This is a genomic window from Pseudomonas sp. Irchel 3F3 (assembly GCF_900187545.1).
Taxonomy (GTDB): domain Bacteria; phylum Pseudomonadota; class Gammaproteobacteria; order Pseudomonadales; family Pseudomonadaceae; genus Aquipseudomonas; species Aquipseudomonas fortuita.
Window position 1 is genome coordinate 381571 of record NZ_FYDS01000003.1, and the last position, 19969, is coordinate 401539.

Annotated in this window: 14 protein-coding genes; 8 read left to right on the forward strand and 6 right to left on the reverse strand. The window is 63.9% G+C overall.

Annotated elements, in window-relative coordinates:
• The first annotated feature begins 174 nt into the window (after nucleotides 1-174).
• The 3 genes from hydA (at nucleotide 175) to preA (ending at nucleotide 4324) form a co-directional block, all read left to right on the forward strand.
• Nucleotides 175-1614, forward strand: coding sequence for a dihydropyrimidinase (hydA, locus tag CKW35_RS07990; RefSeq protein ID WP_016488147.1), 1440 nt, complete (start codon nucleotides 175-177; stop codon nucleotides 1612-1614).
• A 67-nt stretch (nucleotides 1615-1681) separates the two neighbouring features.
• Nucleotides 1682-3049 (forward strand): NAD(P)-dependent oxidoreductase, encoded by a 1368-nt coding sequence (locus CKW35_RS07995; RefSeq protein WP_095115625.1) that lies wholly within the window; start codon nucleotides 1682-1684, stop codon nucleotides 3047-3049.
• Nucleotides 3050-4324, forward strand: a complete 1275-nt coding sequence (preA, locus tag CKW35_RS08000) for an NAD-dependent dihydropyrimidine dehydrogenase subunit PreA (RefSeq protein WP_023047434.1) — start codon at nucleotides 3050-3052, stop codon at nucleotides 4322-4324.
• Between the two features lie 177 nt (nucleotides 4325-4501).
• On the opposite strand, the gene CKW35_RS08005 is transcribed toward preA, so the two are convergent.
• The 5 genes from CKW35_RS08005 to gnd all read right to left on the reverse strand — a co-directional run bounded on the left by CKW35_RS08005 (nucleotide 4502) and on the right by gnd (nucleotide 10067).
• Nucleotides 4502-5122 carry a TetR/AcrR family transcriptional regulator gene (locus tag CKW35_RS08005; protein ID WP_024717560.1) on the reverse strand — a complete coding sequence of 207 codons (621 nt, stop codon included), beginning with the start codon at nucleotides 5120-5122 and terminating at the stop codon, nucleotides 4502-4504.
• Nucleotides 5122-5478, reverse strand: a complete 357-nt coding sequence (locus tag CKW35_RS08010) for a VOC family protein (protein WP_016488151.1) — start codon at nucleotides 5476-5478, stop codon at nucleotides 5122-5124. The genes CKW35_RS08005 and CKW35_RS08010 overlap by 1 nt, the downstream gene beginning before the upstream one ends.
• A gap of 144 nt (nucleotides 5479-5622) precedes the next feature.
• Nucleotides 5623-7419, reverse strand: a complete 1797-nt coding sequence (locus tag CKW35_RS08015; RefSeq protein ID WP_016488152.1) for a glycoside hydrolase family 15 protein — start codon at nucleotides 7417-7419, stop codon at nucleotides 5623-5625.
• A gap of 162 nt (nucleotides 7420-7581) precedes the next feature.
• Nucleotides 7582-9087, reverse strand: a complete 1506-nt coding sequence (gene zwf / locus CKW35_RS08020) for a glucose-6-phosphate dehydrogenase (RefSeq protein ID WP_095115628.1) — start codon at nucleotides 9085-9087, stop codon at nucleotides 7582-7584.
• A complete protein-coding gene (gnd, locus tag CKW35_RS08025; protein ID WP_016488154.1) occupies nucleotides 9084-10067 on the reverse strand; it encodes a phosphogluconate dehydrogenase (NAD(+)-dependent, decarboxylating) in 984 nt (327 codons plus the stop codon). Before gnd ends, zwf begins: the two co-directional genes overlap by 4 nt.
• Nucleotides 10068-10270: 203 nt before the next feature.
• Here gnd and CKW35_RS28355 point away from each other — a divergent pair, with 203 nt between their 5' ends.
• Nucleotides 10271-10438, forward strand: coding sequence for a DUF6026 family protein (locus CKW35_RS28355; protein WP_016488155.1), 168 nt, complete (start codon nucleotides 10271-10273; stop codon nucleotides 10436-10438).
• A gap of 9 nt (nucleotides 10439-10447) precedes the next feature.
• Here CKW35_RS28355 and CKW35_RS28545 read toward each other — a convergent pair whose 3' ends face one another.
• Nucleotides 10448-11197, reverse strand: a complete 750-nt coding sequence (locus CKW35_RS28545) for an RHS repeat-associated core domain-containing protein (protein WP_256583378.1) — start codon at nucleotides 11195-11197, stop codon at nucleotides 10448-10450.
• A 621-nt stretch (nucleotides 11198-11818) separates the two neighbouring features.
• Between CKW35_RS28545 and glgA the strand changes: the two genes are divergently transcribed.
• The 4 genes from glgA to CKW35_RS08050 are packed head-to-tail and all read left to right on the forward strand — an operon-like array spanning nucleotide 11819 to nucleotide 19969.
• Nucleotides 11819-13378, forward strand: coding sequence for a glycogen synthase GlgA (gene glgA, locus CKW35_RS08035; protein WP_016488156.1), 1560 nt, complete (start codon nucleotides 11819-11821; stop codon nucleotides 13376-13378).
• Between the two features lie 14 nt (nucleotides 13379-13392).
• Nucleotides 13393-15135, forward strand: coding sequence for a malto-oligosyltrehalose trehalohydrolase (treZ, locus tag CKW35_RS08040; protein ID WP_016488157.1), 1743 nt, complete (start codon nucleotides 13393-13395; stop codon nucleotides 15133-15135).
• The gene (malQ, locus tag CKW35_RS08045) at nucleotides 15132-17198 is read left to right on the forward strand and encodes a 4-alpha-glucanotransferase (protein ID WP_070086565.1); all 2067 of its coding nucleotides are present in this window, start codon (nucleotides 15132-15134) and stop codon (nucleotides 17196-17198) included. The genes treZ and malQ overlap by 4 nt, the downstream gene beginning before the upstream one ends.
• Nucleotides 17195-19969, forward strand: coding sequence for a malto-oligosyltrehalose synthase (locus CKW35_RS08050; RefSeq protein ID WP_060517025.1), 2775 nt, complete (start codon nucleotides 17195-17197; stop codon nucleotides 19967-19969). The genes malQ and CKW35_RS08050 overlap by 4 nt, the downstream gene beginning before the upstream one ends.

The following is a 19969-nucleotide window of genomic DNA, read 5'->3' on the forward strand; positions in this document are numbered from 1 at the left end:
ATTTCAAACAGTTAAAAACCACAAAAATAATAGGAAAATTTTCTTGAAGATTCCCAAATCAGCATCTAGCCTCGAATCTTGTCAGGTCTGACAGGATTAACCGCCCTGCCTGCCCTGCACCCGAGACAATTCCAAGAACCGGCCCAGACCGGTCAGCCTGCGAGGAAAAACGGCATGTCCCTGTTGATCCGTGGCGCCACCGTGGTCACCCACGAAGAGAGTTACCCCGCCGATGTCCTGTGTGTCGATGGCCTGATCCGTGCCATCGGGCCAAACCTCGAACCGCCCACCGACTGTGAAATCCTCGACGGCAGCGGCCAGTACCTGATGCCCGGCGGCATCGACCCGCATACCCACATGCAGTTGCCATTCATGGGCACCGTGGCCAGCGAGGATTTCTTCAGCGGCACCGCAGCGGGCCTTGCCGGCGGCACCACGTCGATCATCGACTTCGTCATCCCCAACCCGCAGCAGTCATTGCTGGAGGCCTTCCACACCTGGCGCGGCTGGGCGCAGAAGAGCGCCAGCGACTACGGCTTCCACGTTGCCATCACCTGGTGGAGCGAACAGGTGGCTGAAGAAATGGGCGAACTGGTAGCCAAGCATGGGGTGAACAGCTTCAAGCACTTCATGGCTTACAAGAATGCAATCATGGCCGCCGACGACACCCTGGTGGCCAGCTTCGAGCGCTGCCTGCAACTGGGTGCGGTGCCCACCGTGCATGCCGAGAACGGCGAACTGGTGTACCACCTGCAGAAAAAACTGCTTGCCCAGGGCCTGACCGGACCAGAGGCCCACCCCCTTTCGCGCCCTTCACAAGTGGAAGGTGAAGCGGCCAGCCGCGCCATCCGTATTGCCGAAACCATCGGTACGCCGCTGTATGTGGTGCACATTTCCAGCCGTGAAGCACTGGATGAAATCACCTATGCACGCGCCAAGGGCCAGCCGGTTTACGGCGAAGTCTTGCCCGGCCACCTGCTGCTGGACGACAGCGTCTACCGTGACCCGGACTGGGCCACAGCCGCTGGCTACGTGATGAGCCCGCCGTTCCGCCCGCGCGAGCACCAGGAGGCGCTGTGGCGTGGCTTGCAGTCGGGCAACCTGCACACCACGGCCACCGACCACTGCTGTTTCTGCGCCGAACAGAAAGCCATGGGCCGCGACGACTTCAGTCGCATCCCCAACGGCACCGCCGGCATCGAAGACCGCATGGCAGTGCTGTGGGATGCCGGTGTCAACAGCGGGCGCCTGTCGATGCATGAGTTCGTTGCGCTGACCTCCACCAACACGGCAAAAATCTTCAACCTTTTCCCACGCAAGGGCGCCATCCGCGTGGGTGCCGACGCCGACCTGGTGCTGTGGGACCCGCAGGGCACTCGCACTCTATCGGCCCAGACCCACCACCAGCGGGTGGACTTCAATATCTTTGAAGGCCGCACCGTGCGCGGGGTCCCCAGCCACACCATCAGCCAGGGCAAGGTGCTCTGGGCCGATGGTGACCTGCGCGCCGAGGCCGGGGCGGGGCGGTATGTGGAACGGCCGGCGTATCCGTCCGTGTACGAGGTGCTGGGGCGACGCGCCGAACAGCAGCGCCCGACGCCCGTTCAGCGCTGAGGCCATTGGGGCTGCTGCGCAGCCCATCGCCGGCAAGCCAAATATAATAAAGAGAGAGGCTACAACCGTGATCGACGCCCTGAACCACTTGCCGCGCCCCCGGGCCGGCGCCGACCAGCTGGCCGAGCGCTTCAGCGACCTGGCCCCACCCCTCACCGCTCGCCAGGCCGCCGTCGAAAGCGCGCGCTGCCTGTACTGCTATGACGCCCCCTGCGTCAATGCGTGCCCAAGCGACATCGACATCCCGTCGTTCATCCACCGCATCAGCGATGAAAACCTGCAAGGTGCCGCCGAGCGCATCCTTTCGGCCAACATCCTGGGTGGCAGCTGCGCCCGCGTGTGCCCCACCGAAATCCTCTGCCAGCAGGCCTGCGTGCGCAACAACGCGCAGGAATGTGCACCCGTATTGATCGGGCAGTTGCAGCGCTACGCCTTGGACAACGCGCATTTCACCGAGCACCCGTTCACGCGCTCACCGGCTACCGGCAAGCGCATCGCCGTGGTCGGCGCCGGGCCTGCCGGGTTGTCCTGCGCCCATCGCCTGGCCATGCACGGGCATGACGTGGTGGTGTTCGAGGCCAGCGACAAGGCGGGCGGCCTCAACGAGTACGGCATTGCCCGCTACAAGCTGGTCGACGACTACGCCCAGCGGGAAGTGGAGTTCCTGCTGGGCATTGGCGGCATCGAAATACGCCATGGCCAGCGCCTGGGCGGCAACCTCAGCCTGGGCGAACTGCGCGACCAGTACGATGCGGTGTTCCTCGGCCTCGGCCTGAATGCCGTGCGCCAGCTAGGCCTGCCAGACGAGGAAGCACCCGGCCTGCTCGCCGCCACCGAGTACATCCGTGAACTGCGCCAGGCAGACGACCTGAGCCAGCTGCCGCTGGCCGACCGCTGCCTGGTCATCGGCGCCGGCAACACGGCCATCGACATGGCGGTGCAGATGAGCCGCCTGGGCGCCCGCGACGTCAACCTGGTGTACCGCCGTGGCCACGCCGACATGGGCGCCACCGGCCACGAGCAGGACATCGCCAAGGCTAACCAGGTGCGCCTGCACACCTGGGCGCGCCCCGACGCCGTGCTGCTGGATGACGCCAGCAAGGTGCGCGGCATGCGCTTTGCCCGCACCGAACTAACGGACGGCCGACTGCGCGACACTGGCGAAACCTTCGAGCTGCAGGCCGATGCCATCTTCAAGGCCATCGGCCAGCGCTTCGACGATGCCTGCCTCGTCGACCCGGTGGCTGCACAACTGGCCCGGGACGGTGAGCGCATCCGCGTTGACCACACCCTGCAGACCAGCTTGCCGGGCGTATATGCCGGCGGCGACTGCACGGCCCTGGGCCAGGACCTCACTGTCCAGGCTGTGCAGCACGGCAAGCTGGCCGCCGAAGCCATCCATGCCCAACTCATGCTCAACGTGGAGGCAGCGTAAATGGCCGACTTGTCTATCGTATTTGCCGGCATCAAGGCACCCAACCCTTTCTGGCTGGCTTCCGCACCGCCAACCGACAAGGCCTACAACGTGGTCCGCGCCTTTGAGGCTGGCTGGGGCGGCGTAGTCTGGAAAACCCTGGGCGAGGACCCGGCAGCGGTCAACGTGTCGTCGCGCTACTCGGCGCACTACGGCGCCAACCGCCTGGTGCAGGGCATCAACAACATCGAGCTGATTACCGACCGTTCGCTGGAAATCAACCTGCGTGAAATCACCCAGGTAAAGAAGGACTGGCCCGACCGGGCATTGATCGTGTCGCTGATGGTGCCGTGCGTCGAGGACTCGTGGAAGTTCATCCTGCCGCTGGTAGAGGCCACCGGTGCCGATGGCATCGAGCTGAACTTCGGCTGCCCGCACGGCATGCCGGAGCGCGGCATGGGTGCGGCGGTCGGCCAGGTGCCTGAGTATGTGGAGCTGGTCACCCGCTGGTGCAAGACCTACTGCTCGCTGCCGGTGATCGTGAAGCTTACGCCCAACATCACCGACATCCGTCAGTCGGCCCGCGCCGCCCACCGTGGCGGGGCCGATGCGGTGTCGTTGATCAACACCATCAACTCCATCACCAGCGTCGACCTGGACCGTATGGTGGCCCACCCCATCGTCGGCGACCAAAGCACCCATGGCGGTTACTGCGGCTCGGCCGTAAAGCCGATTGCCCTGAACATGGTGGCAGAAATTGCCCGCGACCCGCAGACGCGTGGCCTACCGATCTGCGGCATTGGCGGCATCGGCAACTGGCGTGATGCGGCGGAGTTCATGGCCCTGGGCAGTGGCGCCGTCCAGGTGTGCACGGCAGCGATGCTGCATGGCTTTCGCATTGTCGAGGACATGAAGGACGGCCTGGCGCGCTGGATGGACCAGCATGGGCATCGCACCCTCGAGGCGTTCCGTGGCCAGGCGGTAGGGCACACCACCGACTGGAAGTACCTGGACATCAACTACAAATCGGTGGCGCACATCGACCAGGACGCCTGCATTGGCTGTGGGCGCTGCCACATTGCCTGTGAGGACACCTCACACCAGGCCATTGCCAGCACGCTGAAGGCAGATGGCACCCATGCCTACAGCGTGATCGAGGAGGAATGCGTGGGCTGCAACCTGTGCCAGATCACCTGCCCGGTTGAAAACTGCATCGAGATGCAGGCGCAGGATACCGGCAAACCGTACCTGAACTGGACACAGGACCCGCGTAACCCCTACCGCGAGGCCAGTTGAGGTAGATCACTGCCTGAACCCGCAACGCGATCGGTGTAGGAGCGGCCTTGTGCCGCGATGGGGCGCGAAGCGGCCCTGGGGTTTGAGCTTCGCCGCCGAAATTGCCGGGGCCGCTTCGCGCCCCATCGCGGCACAAGGCCGCTCCTACAATGGACCGCGTCAGGCTGGAGTCTCGGTTCAAGGCTCCAGCCCGATCCCCCGCAAGATCACGCTGGTCACCGTTTGCACCGCACTCTCGAACGCCATGTCCGACAGCATCTCGCCGCCATTGAGCAACTGCACCTGGTAACCGAAGTCGGCATAGTGCTGGGTGGACGCCCAGATCATGTACAGCAATGCCGACGGTTCAACCGGCAGAATACGCCCCTCCTCCACCCAACGGCGGATCTTGGCTTCTTTCAATTTCGCCCAGGGCACCAGGCTGTCATCCAGGTTCACCCCAAGCACAGGCGCCCCGTGCAGCATCTCTTCGGCCCAGATCTTCGAGCCCAGTGGCCGCGAGCGCGAATGGCCCATCTTGGCCCTGATGTAGCTGGTCAGCACCACACGCGGGTCGTCGAAGTTCTCGAAGCACAGTGCGTCCTGCTTCCACACATCCAGCAGGTCCTGCAGCACCGCGCGGAACAGCTCGTCCTTGGTGCTGAAGTAATAATGCAAGTTGGAGCGCGGCAATTCGGCCTGCTCGGCGATATCGCCCATGGACGTGGCGCCATAACCTTTGTCGGCGAACACCTTTTCCGCCGCCTGCAAAATTTTCTCGATATTGCGTCGGCGGATTTCGATCTTGTGGTTGGCCATCAGGCTTGGGCCGTCCACACCGCCAGTTCATAGCCGTCCGGGTCGATGAAATGGAAGCGACGCCCGCCCGGAAAGGCAAAGGTCGCCCGGCTGATTGTCGCCCCGGCGGCCTCGACCCGCTGCTGTGTGGCATCGAGGTCGTCGGCGTACAGGATGACCAATGGCCCGCCCGGGCGTACTGGCTCGCCGGTGGTGAAGCCACCGGTCAGCCGGCCGTCACTGAACTCGGTATAGGCAGGCCCATAGTCGGTGAACGCCCAGCCGAACACGCTGCCATAGAAGGCTTTGCTGCTTGCGATGTCGCTGACATTGAACTCGATGTTGTCGATCTGCCGGTCAGTACCGCTAATGCCCATGTGTGCTCCGTGCCGTAGGGGGTTTGGCCTAGTCTACTCCGGTCGTTTCACACTTTTATATCAGGCGGCCTGAAACATCCGTGTGATTACAGGCTGATGGCGATGGCACGATGCGTCACCCATTGGTTGCGATCAGAGGCACGTCTATCCGCAACTCGCCCGGTCCCGCACCGGGCACTGTGCGCGATGAAGATTAAGTGCGGTGTTGATGATGCCGATATGGCTGAACGCCTGGGGGAAGTTGCCGAGCATGCGCTGGCCGGCCGGGTCGTACTGTTCCGCCAGCAAGCCAAGGTCGTTGCTCAAGCCGGTGAGGTGCTGGTACAGCGCTTCGGCTTCAGCCTGGCGCCCCAACAATACATAAACGTCTGCCAGCCAGAACGAGCACACCAGGAAGGTGCCTTCCCCCGGCGTCAGGCCGTCGCTGCAGCTGTCACTGTCGTAGCGCATCAGCAGGCCGTTCTTCAGCAGGCGCTGTTCGACCTGCTCCAGCGTGCGCAAAAAGCGTGGGTCATCTGCGGGCAAGAAGCCAGTCAGGGCGATCTGCAACAGGCTGGCATCCATCTCGGACGAGCCGTACGCCTGAACAAAAAACCGGCCACTGGGGTCCAGGCCTTTCTCGCAAACTTCGCGGTGAATGTCGTCAGCCACCTGGCGGTAATGGTCCCCGCGCTCGCGGCCTTCTTCAGTGGTGTCGGCCAACCCTGCGGCACGGTCGAAGGCGACCCAGGCCATCACCTTGGAGTGCACGAACTGTTGCCGGCCGCCGCGCACTTCCCAGATGCCTTCGTCCGGCTCGCGCCAGATGCCTTCGACGTAAGGCATGATCAGGCGGGAGATGGCGGCGCTGCGCGGATGGCGCGGCAAGCCGCCCTTGATCGCCTGGGACATGGCATCGGCCAGTTCGCCATAGATGTCCAGCTGCATCTGCTGCGACGCGGCATTGCCTACCCGCACGGGTTGCGAATGCTCGTAACCGGCCAGCCACGGCAAGGTGTATTCCTGCAGGTCACGCTCGCCGGCCAGGCCATACATGATCTGCATCTGCTCAGGGTTGCCGGCCACCGAGCGCAGCAGCCATTCGCGCCAGGCCTGGGCTTCGTCAAAGTAGCCGAGGTTCATGAAGGCCAGCAGTGTCATGGTGGCATCGCGCAGCCAGCAGAAGCGGTAGTCCCAGTTGCGCTCCCCACCCACACGCTCGGGCAGCGAGGTGGTGACGGCGGCGACGATACCGCCGGTGGGGGCGTAGGTCATGGCCTTGAGGGTGAGCAACGAGCGGCGCACCAGGGCGGTGTATGGCCCTACCTGCGGGCAGCGGGTGGCGAAGGCCTGCCACTGCTCGACGGTTTGGGCAAAAGCCTGGTCGATATCGCAGTCGGGCTGCACGGGCAGGTGCGAGGGTTGGTGACGCAGGCTGAAGATTTGGCGCTCGCCCGTGCCAACACGAAAGCGCGCGACGGTATGGTGGTCGAGTGCATGCGGGGGGACGGTGCTGCACAGGATCAGCCGGTCAGGGCCGGCAACGGCGCTGAGGGTCAGTGGGGCGAGCCGTTCCACCCATGGCACACTGCGACCGTAGTCGAAGCGCATGACCAGGTCCATTTCAAAATTGGTTTCGCCACTGAGACCCTCGACGATCCGCACCACCGAATTGACGTCGCCCAGCGGCATGAAGTCGAGCACCCGGGCACGGCCGGTGGCAGTGACCCAGGTGGTTTCCAGCACGAGGGTGTCGTCCAGGTATTGGCGGCTGCTGTGCTCGACGGGGTCGCAGGGGGCCACGCGCCAGCGGCCGTTTTCTTCGTTGCCCAGCAGGGCCGCAAACACGGCGGGGGCGTCGAAGCGTGGCAGGCAGAGCCAGTCGAGCGAGCCATCGCGGCTGACCAGGGCGGCGCTGCGGCAATTGCCCAGCAGGGCATAGTCTTCGATGTGGGCAGGCATTGAGTCTCCTTTCGGTTGAACCGGTTTGTTGCCTGTGCCGGCCGCTTCGCGGGGCAAGCCCGCTCCCACAGGTACTGCACACGGCTTAAGTGCAGTAGGGTTCCCTGTGGGAGCGGGCTTGCCCCGCGAAGCGGCCGGCACAGGCAACCCAGCTTGATCAGGTCAGCCCAAGCGGTGCCACTCGCGCTTGTCGCGGGTCAGCAATTCATTGCCAGCGTCAGGCCCGTCTTCACCGGCCGGGTACTGATGCACCTCGCCATCCTGGGCCCAGGCATCGAGAAACGGCTGCACCGCTCGCCAGCCGTTCTCGATGTTGTCAGCCCGCTGGAACAGGGTCTGGTCACCGGTCAGGCAGTCGTAAATCAGCGTCTCGTAGCCGGTCGCCGGGGTCATCTTGAAGAAGTCTTTATAGGCAAAGCCCAGCTCCACATTCTCCATCACCAGCTCCGGCCCTGGCCGTTTGGCCTGCAGGTCGAACCACATGCCTTCGTTGGGCTGAATCTGGATTTTCAGGTAGTTGGGCTTGGGCCGCTCCAGCTCCGACTCGCGGAACTGCGCATACGGCGCGGGCTTGAAGCAAATGGCAATTTCGGTGTCGCGCACGCTCATGCGCTTGCCGGTGCGCAAGTAGAACGGCACGCCGGCCCAGCGCCAGTTGTCGATCATCACCTTCAGCGCCACGTAGGTTTCGGTCTGGCTGTCAGGCGCTACATTGGGCTCCTGCCGATAACCGGGCAGCGGCTTGCGCCCCTGCTTGCCGGCACTGTACTGGCCGCGTACCGAGTTCTTCAGGGCCATTTTCGCCGACCATGGGCGAATAGCACCGACCACCTTGGCCTTTTCGCCGCGCACCGCGTCAGCCCCGAACGCAGCCGGCGGCTCCATGGCCACCATCGCCAGCAACTGGAACAGGTGGTTGGGAACCATGTCGCGCAGGGCCCCGGTGCTGTCGTAGAACGCACCACGGGTTTCGACGCCGACCGTTTCCGCAGCGGTGATCTGCACGTGGTCGATGTAGTGGTTGTTCCAGAAGGATTCGAACAGGCCGTTGGAGAAGCGGCTGACCAGAATGTTCTGCACCGTCTCTTTGCCCAGGTAATGGTCGATACGGTAGATCTGCCGTTCGCCCATCACTTTCAACAGGCAGGCGTTGAGCGCCTCGGCGCTGGCCAGGTCGGTGCCGAATGGCTTCTCGACCACGACGCGGCGAAAGCCGCCGCCAGACTCGTCGAGCAAGCCGGCCTGCCCCAGGCGCTGCGCCACCTCGGGGAAGAAACGCGGCGAGGTGGCCAGGTAGAAGATGGCATTGCCGTGGCTGGTTTTGTCGATGCGCTTGGCGAGGGCCTGGTAAGTGGCCGGGTCAAGGAAATCGCCCGTCTGGTAATCCAGGCGCTTGGCCAGGCGTGCCCAGAGCTTTTCGTCCAGGCACTTGGCGCTGCCCTCGCCGCCTTTATCCCGCTCGAGCATGAACGCATGCAGGCGCTCTGCAAATTCCTCGGCGCTGGCCGGGTTGTGGTCCACGCCAACGATGCGCAAGTTGCGGTCCAGCAAACCGTCGCGGCTGAGGTTGTACAGCGCCGGCATCAGCAGGCGCTTGACCAGGTCGCCATTGGCGCCAAACAGGAACAGGGTACAGGGAGGTGCGGCTGGAATGGTCTGTTTGGTCATTCGCCTTTCTTCTCGACGTGGCCACCGAAGCCCAGGCGCATGGCCGAAAGGATCTTGTCACCATACGTGCCCTGCTGCTGGCGCGAGCGGAAGCGCGCAAACAGTGCGCTGGACAGCACCGGCACCGGCACCGCCTGCTCAACGGCGGCATCGATGGTCCAGCGGCCTTCGCCACTGTCGGATACCGAGCCACTGAACTGCGACAGCTGCGGGTCGGCCACCAAGGCATCGGCGGTGAGGTCGAGCAGCCATGAGGTTACCACGCTGCCACGCCGCCACACCTCGGCGATCTCGGCCACGTTCAGGTCAAAGCGCTGGTCTTGCGGCAGCTCGTTGCCGCCTTTGCTGCGCAGCAGGTCGAAGCCTTCGGCATAGGCCTGCATGAGGCCGTACTCGATACCGTTATGCACCATTTTCACGTAGTGCCCGGCGCCGGGTGGGCCCGCGTGGATATAGCCGTGCTCGGCGCGCTGATGCTCGCCGCTGCGGCCATGAGTACGCGGGATGTCACCCACGCCCGGGGCCAGCGCCTTGAACAGTGGCTCCAGGCGCTCGAACACGTCCTTTTCGCCGCCGATCATCATGCAGTAGCCACGGTCCAGGCCCCATACGCCGCCAGAAGTGCCGACGTCCAGGTAATGCAGGCCGCGTTTTGCCAGCTCGGCAGCACGGCGCATGTCGTCCTTGTAGAAGGTATTGCCGCCGTCGATGATCGCATCGCCCGGTTCCAGCAGGTCAGCCAACTGCGCGATGGTCTGCTCGGTTGGCTCGCCGGCCGGCAGCATCACCCACACTGCGCGTGGGGCTTTCAGCTTTTGTACCAGCGCACCAAGGTCGTGCGCGCCTTGGGCACCCTCGCCCTCCAGCCCGGTAATGGCCTCGCGGTTGCGGTCGTGCACCACGGTGCGGTGGCCGGCGCGCATCAGGCGCCTTGCGATATTGCCGCCCATGCGGCCCAGCCCGACGATTCCCAATTGCATGAGCCGATGCTCCCTTACGAAATGGATGACAACACAGTCCAGCGTTTCAGATTAGTCCAGCCTGCCGCCCGAGGGTTCAGCGACGAACGGCAAGACCACGATAAACAAAAAAGTTCCCACCAACTGCAAAAGAATTCAGAATGCGCCCCGCGTGAAGCGTCTAAGCTTTGACTTGTCACCAGCCAAAACCGCGAGGTGTGCTCATGGGTACCTTGATGCCTGCAACCCCAACCCAGACCCTCTATGTCTCCGTGCGCCGTGATGAGCTGCGTAAACTGAAAGACGAACGTGACCAGTTGCGCCAACAGGTCGCCCAGTTGAACCTGCTGCTGGCGCAACAACGTGATGGCGAAAAGGCTGTAAGCCTCTGATCGATTTCTTCAAATCAGGCTTCTGGTAATGCGCAATCGCAACTCACTATGGCTGTGCCAGCTGGCTGAGTCTGAGACGGATAATCCGTGATTTTTTGTTTCACGAATCCTTTCCCGTACATGCAAGGCTAGCCATACCTGATCCCTCGGTTTAATCCGCTTGTGGGCATCAGCAAGTCGATGCTGCAAAACAGATAGGGTTTCGAGCTGAGCATTGACCTCACGAGGATTTTGCGGCGAAAAAACCCTCACATCCATAATGTCGCGTTCAAGACGCTGAATTTCCTCGAACGTTGTTTGAACGTGACTCGCACCGCTACCTCCCGAAGGCGCCCCAAAAGAGAGATCTGAACTCCGCTTAACTGAACCGGGTTCGCTTAGGGTAATAGCGGTGATTGAATCTGTTCGGCGTCCTGGCGACCTGCCGGAGTTGCCAAAAATGCTGGCTACACCCCGTTTCAACCATTTGAAGAAATGGCCTGAGGGGTCCAGGCGATTCACCGGGTCGTTAGCGCAGTAGGCGTATGCGTTCGCCCCCCCTTTGCCGAACGGACTGAGCGTATCGGGTGAGTTAAACCGCATAAGTTCGGGCTTATATCCCCGATACCCGTTACCGAGCAGGTAAAATTTTGAGTGCAAGTCCCTGTGTTGAGCGTTGAAGCTCAGAGATGAGTCGAGCCATACAGAGTATCCGTAGGGTGCATAAGGGATGCCTGAAGAGTGCTTATGCACTGAGGTCAGCTGATCAATTTTTTCCATGACCTTCGTCCTAGGGGAGATCCGGCACAATGGTGGTGCCCTAGCCCTGAATGACACAACTGTCAGAAATGCCAGCCAAGGGATTCAGTGCGCGTAGAGAATCCAATGCCATGATGACCGGGTTGTCCACGATGAAGAAGTGACTTGCTGCTAGCACCATCATGGTGCGTTACCCCACCCTAGCCACAATTTGGCGCATCCTCCAAACACCCCGCACTGCCTTCGCCCACCTCTTTTCACATCCGGTCACATACGCCAACGTTTGCGTCTATTCCGCGCATGGCAATAGTGACCAATGGGTCACCTTTTTATCTTTTTCTCTCCTACACTCGGGTTTCGGCCCGCCATTTGCTCAACGGAAGAGCGACGAAAAAAAGTCGAACTTTCGCAAACGCCGGCAGGTCAGGAACTAAGTAGGCCAAACGCAAGGGACATTCCCTGGCTCGGCCCACCCATCCCAACCAGTCCAATCGCCTTCGGCCGGAGTGCTGATCGCGTTGTGCCTGCGCGCACGAACCTGGGGCATGGAACGCACTACGCAGAATTCAGAAACAGAGAGAACCAACACGCAATATCGTCACGGGTGCCAGCACCCGGTCAAGCATAGGGACGGAGAGAAGTATGATCAGTGCCGCTGTCGAGCCTCACGTAGATTCATTCAAACCGGACAACCGCGAGCCGCTCACCCCGGATTTCGCCACGACAGGCAAGGCACCCGGCGCCCAGCGCCAGCACAACCCGAACATGCGCAAGATTCTGTTCGTGACCTCGGAAATCGCAGACCTGGTGAAGACCGGCGGCCTGGGCGACGTGTCCTCCGCCCTGCCCCGCGCCCTGGCCCACCTGCACGATGTGCGGGTGCTGATCCCTGGCTACCGGCAGGTGATGGAAAGTGACAACCCGATCCACATCGTGGGTGAGCTAGGCGGCCACGCGGCCCTGCCGCCGTGCAAGATCGGGCGTATGGACATGGCCGACGGCCTGGTCATCTATGTGCTGATCTGCCCCGAGCTGTACCAGCGCGACGGCACACCCTATGGTGCCAACAATGGCCGCGACTGGCCCGACAACCACATCCGCTTCGCACGCCTGGGCCTGGCTGCTGCCGAAATCGCAGCTGGCGAAGGCAAGATCCACTGGACGCCAGAAGTGGTGCACGCGCATGACTGGCCCGCGGGCCTGGCCCCGGCCTACATGCATTGGCGCGGGCTGAACACGCCCACCCTGTTCACCATCCACAACCTGGCCTACCAGGGTGTGTACAGCCGAGGTTGCAGCCCGGAGCTGGCGATTCCCGATCACGCCATGCAGCAGGAAGGCATGGAGTTCTACGGCAAGCTGTCGTTCCTCAAGGCTGGCCTGGCTTACTCCAGCCACATCACCACCGTCAGCGCCACCTATGCCCGGGAAATCACCACGCCGGAATTCGGCTGCGGCCTGGACGGTTTTCTCGCCAGCAAAGCCCAGCAAGGCCTGCTTGGCGGCATCCCCAACGGCATCGACGAAAGCTGGGACTCGGCCACCGACAAACACCTGCAACACAACTTCAGCATCAACGACTGGGAAGGCAAGGCGCGCAACACTCATGAGGTACGCGAGCTGTTCGGCCTGGAGGAATCCGAAGGCCCGTTGTTCGCCGTGGTGTCACGGCTGGTCTATCAGAAAGGCCTGGACCTGACCTTGGGTGTGGCCGACTACATCGTCGAACAAGGTGGGCAGATCGCGATCATCGGCCGTGGCGAGCCGGAAGAAGAACAGGCCATGCGCGAGCTGGCGCTGCGCCACCCGGGCCGCATCGGCGTGCGTATTGGCTTCAACGAGACCGACGCCCGGCGCATGTTCGCCGGCAGCGACTTCTTGCTGATGCCATCACGCTATGAACCTTGTGGCCTCAGCCAGATGTACGCGCAACGCTTCGGCTCGCTGCCGGTGGCGCGCAATACCGGTGGCCTGGCCGACACCATCGAGTGCGGCGTCACGGGCTTTCTGTTCAACGAGTCGACCGTGGAGAGCTACCGCGAGGCACTCAGCCGCGCCTTCTATGTGTACGGCAAGAAGGACTTGCTGAACGCCATGCGCTGCCTGTCGATGACCCAACCCTTCAACTGGTGCCAGGCGGTTGAGCCCTACGCCCGCCTTTACGAGGACCTGGTCAAGCAGGCACAGCTGAGCCATTACTGAGCGAGGGTCAGAAGATGCACAGGCATGGCGCACACTTAATGGACGCCACGTCGGCGCGCTTCGCCCTCTGGGCGCCGGATGCGCGCAGCGTGAGCGTGGAACTGGAGCAGCAGCCGCCCGTGGCGCTGCTGGCCGATGACGATGGCTGGTTCACCGGCGTTGCCCCGTGCAAGGCTGGCGACCTTTATCATTACCGTATCGACGGCGAACTCCAGGTGGCTGACCCGGCTTCGCGTTATCAGCCCCAAGGCGTACAAGGCCCAAGCCAGGTGGTGGATGTGGCCGGTTACCCCTGGCAACACCCGTGGCAAGGCCGGCCGTGGCACGAAGCGGTGATTCAGGAACTGCATGTCGGTTTGCTCGACGGCTACGCCGGGGTTGCCCGGCACCTGCAGCGCCTGGCCGAGGTGGGCATCAGTGCTGTCGAGCTGATGCCGCTGGGGCAGTTCCCAGGCGAGCGCAACTGGGGCTACGACGGCGTGCTGCCCTACGCGCCTCAAAATACCTACGGCAGCCCCGAGCAGTTATGCGCACTGGTCGATCAGGCCCACGGCGAAGGGCTGATGGTGCTGGTGGATGTGGTGTACAACCACTTTGGCCCCGATGGCAATTACCTGCACCAGTACGCCAGCGCGTTCTTCCGCGAAGACCGGCAGACACCCTGGGGCGCGGCCATCGACTTCCGCCGCCCGCAGGTGCGCGAGTACTTCATCCAGAACGCGCTCATGTGGCTGTGCGACTACCGCTGCGACGGCCTGCGCCTGGATGCCGTGCATGCCATCGACCAGCCCGATTTCCTGATTGAGCTGGCCCAGCGTGTACGCGCCGCCGTAGAACCGGGGCGGCACGTGTGGCTGGTGCTGGAAAACGAGCACAACCAGGCCGCCCTGCTGGAACAGGGTTTCGATGCGCAATGGAACGACGACGGCCACAATGCCCTGCATGTGCTGCTGACCGGCGAAACCGAAGGCTACTACGCCGACTACAAGCAACGCCCCATCGACCAGCTGGCGCGCTGCCTGGCCGAGGGCTTCGTGTTCCAGGGCCAGGCAAACCGCCATGGCACGCCACGCGGCGAACCCAGCGGGCACCTGCCGCCCAGCGCTTTTGTGTTGTTCTTGCAGAACCATGACCAGGTCGGCAACCGCGCCTTGGGCGAACGCCTGACCCGCCTGTGCCCGCCACCGGCCCTGCGCGCAGCCACTGGCCTGTTGCTGCTGGCGCCAATGATCCCGCTGCTGTTCATGGGCGACGACGAGGGCAGTTGCCGGCCGTTCCTGTTCTTTACCGACTTCCATGACGCGTTGGCAGACGCTGTGCGCGAAGGCCGCCGTGGCGAGTTCGCCCATTTCACCGCGTTCGCCGACCCCGAGCAGCGAGAGCACATTCCCGACCCCAACGCCGAACAGACCTTCGAGTCTTCCCGCCCGCAAAACAAGGAAGTGGTCGCCGGCTGGCACGGCCTTTATCAGCAACTGCTGGCCCTGCGCCGCCGCCACGTCATCCCGCACCTGCCCGGTAGCCGCTCACTGGGGGCCGAGGTGCATGGCGACAAAGCGCTGACCGCACGCTGGCGGCTGGGCGATGGCAATACCCTGCGCATCGACCTGAACCTGGCGGCAACTGCGCAGGCCGTCGAACTGCCCGCTGCCGCCACCCGGCTGTTCGACACCAGCGACACCCAACACCCTGATAGCCAACTGGCCCCGTACAGTTGCGTGGTCAGCCTGCTTCCCCCTGACCAGGAGCGCCCATGAGCGAAACCGCCCTGCACCGCTTGGCAAACCGCGTCGGGTTAAGCCGCGACTGGATCGACGCCAACGCCCGGCCCCAGCGCGTCAGCGACGAGGTGCTGTGCAAGCTACTCGCAGGCCTTGGCCACCCGGCCAGCGATGACACGGCCATTGCCGCCAGCCTGCGCGCGGTAGAAGCCGCCGAAGACAGCGAACACTTGCCGCCCTTGCTGACCGCCGACCAAGGCCAGCCATTGGCGCTGTCACGCTATTTCAGCGCTGCCAGCGTCGCCCGCTGCACCTTGGAAGACCAAACCTCGGTTACCCTCAGCCTGGACGAGCAGGCACGCCTGCCAGGTGACCTGCCCATTGGCTACCACCAAGTGGAAATAGACAGCCGCCGCTTCACCGTGGCCGTGGCCCCGCCGCGCTGCTACAGCCTTGCAGACAACGTGCAGCCCCCCCCACGCTGCTGGGGCCTGGCAGTGCAGCTGTACAGCCTGCGCAGGCCCGGCGATGGCGGTTACGGCGACTGCCTGGCGCTGGAGCAGCTGGCCCGCCTGGCCGCCGAGCGCGGTGCCGATGCCTTGGCCATCAGCCCCATTCATGCACTGTCGGCCATCGACCAAGAGCACTACAGCCCCTACTCACCCTCCAGCCGCCTGCTGCTCAACACCCTGTATGCCAGCCCCGCAGCCCTGCTGGGTGAGCGGGAGGTGCGCATGGCCATTGAAGCCTGCGGGCTGGAGCAACAACTGGAAGAGCTGGAGCAACGCCCACTGGTTGATTGGCCACGCGCCGCCAGTGCCCGCCTGCGCTTGCTTGAAGCGCTGTACCACGGGTTCAGCCATGGCGACCATCCGCTGCGCAGGGATTTCGATAGCTTCCGCGAGGCCGGTGGCCAGGCCCTGGAGCACCACTGCCGCTTCGAGGTGTTGCAGGCACAGGCTGTAGAGCACGGCCTGGGCGCCGACTGGCGCAACTGGCCAAAGGCCTGGCACGACCCCTATCACCCGGAAGTGGCGGCCTTCGCCAATGCTTACCCGGCCAAGGTCGAGTTCCATGCCTTTTGCCAATGGCTGACCGAACGCGGCCTGCAACGTGCTCAGGAGGCAGCCCGCGGCAACGGTATGGCTGTGGGCTTGATCGCCGACCTGGCGGTGGGTGCCGACGGTGCCGGCAGCCAGGCATGGAGCCGCCAGGATGAATTGCTGGCCGGCCTGACCGTGGGTGCGCCGCCCGACATCCTCAACCGCGCCGGCCAGGATTGGGGCATCTGCGCCTTCTCGCCCGAGGGCCTCAAGCGTAATGGCTACCGCGCCTTTATCGAGATGCTGCGGGCGAACCTGGCACATGCCGGCGGCCTGCGCATCGACCATGTGATGGGCCTGCGCCGGCTGTGGCTGATCCCGCAGGGGGCCAAGCCCAGCGAAGGCGCCTACCTCAATTACCCGCTGGACGACCTGTTGCGCCTGCTGGCGCTGGAGTCGGTGCGCCACCAGGCAGTCATCCTTGGCGAAGACCTGGGCACCGTGCCCGACGGCCTGCGCGAAACACTTGCCGAAAAAGCAGTGTTGGGCATGCGCGTGCTGCCCTTCGAACAGACCCAGCCAGGCCAGTTCAAGCCCATTCTGGACTGGCCAGACAGCGCCCTTGCCACAACCGGCACCCACGACCTGGCCCCGCTGGCCGGCTGGCTGGAAAACCGCGACATCGACTGGAGCCACCGCTTGCAACTGATCGACGCTGCCACCGAACTGCATTGGCGCCAAGACCGCCAGAAAGAACACGACGGCCTGCGCCGCACCCTGGAGGCCAACTACGGCGAACTGAAGGACAACGACGCCGTGATCGACGCGGCCATCCGCTTCGTTGGCCACACCCGTGCGCCCCTGGTGCTGGTACCGCTCGAAGACCTGTTGGGCTGCGAAGAGCAGCCGAACCTGCCAGGCACTACAGCCGGGCACCCTAACTGGAGGCGGCGCTTCACCCAACCGGTGGCAGAACTGCTCGATGACGAAGATGCCGCACGGCGCCTGGAGCTGCTGGCCCAAGCCCGCGAACAGGCCTGGGAGCGTGACCGATGAAGCCGCTGACTGCGACCCTGCGCCTACAGTTTCACAGTGATTTCACCCTCGATCACGCCGTGCCGCTGGTGCCGTACTTCGCCCAGCTGGGTATCAGCCACCTGTATGCCTCGCCCATCCTCAAGGCCCGCGCCGGCTCCCGCCACGGCTACGATGTGGTCGACCCGACCTGCGTCAACCCCGAACTGGGCGGCGAAGCGGCGCTGGAGCGGCTAGTGGCGGCCCTGCGCCAGCATGGCATGGGGCTGATTCTCGACACCGTATCCAACCACATGGCCGTGGGCGGTGCCGATAACCCCTGGTGGCAAAGCCTGCTGGCCTGGGGCCGGCGTAGCCCGTATGCCGAGTTCTTCGATATCCAGTGGCACTCCAGCGACCCGCTACTGGCCGGGCAACTGTTGTTGCCGTTCCTTGGCAGTGACTATGGCGTGGCACTCAAGAACGGCGAAATCCCACTGCAGTTCGACCAGCAGCAGGGGCTGCTGCACGTGGTCCATTACGAGCATAGTTTCCCGATCTGCCCAGTCGATTACGGCTGGATTCTCGCACTCAGCCCGGAGCCTGCGCTCAAGGCCCTGGCCGAACATTTCACTGCGTTGAACGAGTCACCCACCCCACTGGCCGCAGCGCTCCCGCTACAAACCGAACTGGCACGCCTGGTGCGTGAAGGGGCTGACCTTGAATCGGCCCTGGTGGCCTTCGACAGCCGCAGCGAGGCCGGCTTCAAACGCTTGCACCTGCTGCTGGAGCGCCAGACCTACCGCCTTGCCAGCTGGCGCACCGCCGCCGATGACATCAACTGGCGGCGATTCTTCGACATCAACGAGCTGGGCGGCCTGCGCGTGGAGCGCGCGGTGGTGTTCGAGGCCACCCACGCCAAGCTGTTCGAGCTGATCGAGCGCGGCCTGGTGGATGGCCTGCGCATCGACCATATCGACGGCCTGGCCGACCCGCGCGGCTATTGCCGCAAGCTGCGCCGTCGGGTCGATAGCCTGTTGGCGCAAAGGCCTTTGCAGGCTGCGTTGGAGCACTTCCCGATCTACGTGGAAAAAATCCTCGGTGCAGGCGAGCACCTGCACCGCGACTGGCTCACCGACGGCACCACTGGCTACGAATTCATGAACCAGGTCTCGCTGCTGCAGCACGACCCGGCCGGCGAAACGCCACTCACCGAGCTATGGGCGAACGTCACCGAACGGCCCGACTTCCCTGAAGAAGTGCGTCAGGCGCGTTACCTTGTGCTCAATGCCAGCCTCGCCGGTGACTGCGAATCGGTCGCCCAGGCGCTGCTGCAGGTCGCGCGCAACGACCTGATGACCCGCGACCTGACCTTGGGCGGCATTCGCCGGGCCTTGCAGGCAGTGGTAGCGCATTACCCCGTGTACCGTACCTACTTCAACGCCTGCGGGCGCCCCGCTGAAGACGAAGGGTTTTTCCAGCAGGCGCTGGCCAACGCCCGGCACGACCTCGGCGAAGCCGACTGGCCGCTACTGGACCACCTTGAACAATGGCTGGGGGGCCAAGCCTGGAAGCGGCTGCCACCGGGCCGCGCCCGCAAGCAACTGCGCCACGCCTGCGTGCGCTTCCAGCAGCTGACCGCGCCGAGCGCGGCCAAAGCCGTGGAAGACACTGCCTTCTACCGCAGCGCCCGGCTGCTGTCGCGCAACGACGTAGGCTTCGAGGCCGAGCACTTCAGCGCCCCGCCCATGCACTTCCATAACGAAGCCCAGCGGCGCCTGCGCGACTTCCCCGACAACCTGCTGGCCACCGCCACCCATGATCACAAGCGCGGCGAAGACACTCGCGCACGCTTGGCCGTGCTTAGCGAACGCGCCCCGTGGCTGGCCAGCCGAGTGGAACATTGGCGTGAACTGGCAGAACCGCTGCGCGCGCAGCTGAACGATGGCTTGGCACCCAGCCCCGGCGACGAGCTGATGCTGCTGCAAACCCTGCTCGGCAGTTGGCCGCTGGAGCTCGACCTGCACGACGAAACCGCCCTGCACCAATACGCCGAGCGTATCCGTCAGTGGCAGCAGAAGGCACTGCGCGAAGCCAAGTTACGCAGCAGCTGGAGCGCGCCGAACGAGGCTTACGAAAGTGCCTGTGCCCGCTACATCGATAGCCTGCTGCTAGGCAGCGAACACCAGCAACTGCGCAAATCCGTGGCCGATGCCGCGCAACTGCTGGCTTGCCCCGGCGCCCTCAATGGCTTGGTCCAAGCCCTGCTGCGCATGACTACCCCCGGTGTGCCCGACCTGTACCAGGGTAACGAATACTGGGACTTCAGCCTGGTCGACCCCGACAACCGCCGCCCCGTGGACTACGCTTCGAGGCGTCGCACCCTAGACGACGCCACGCCGCTAGCCGAGCTGCTGGCGCACTGGCGCGACGGCCGCATCAAGCAGGCCTTGATCGCACGGCTGCTGGACTGCCGCCAGGCCCACGCCGAACTGTTTCGCCGTGGCGCCTACCTGCCACTGACCGTACAGGGCAGGCATGCGGACAAGGTGATTGCCTTTGCGCGCGTGGGTGAAGGTGAACACGCCGTCGTCGTCGCCCCGCGCCTGGCCAGCGGCTTGCTCGGTGGCGCTGCTACACCGTTGATCCCGGCACAGAACTGGGACGACACCCGGGTGGTACTGCCGTTTGCCTTGTCGCCTGCCAACTCGACGGGACTTTTCCGTGGCGCGGCGGTCAGCTCTTCCAAGGAGTTGATGTTGAGCACCGTGCTCGCGGAGTTCCCGGTCAACGTGTTGATACAACAATCTTGA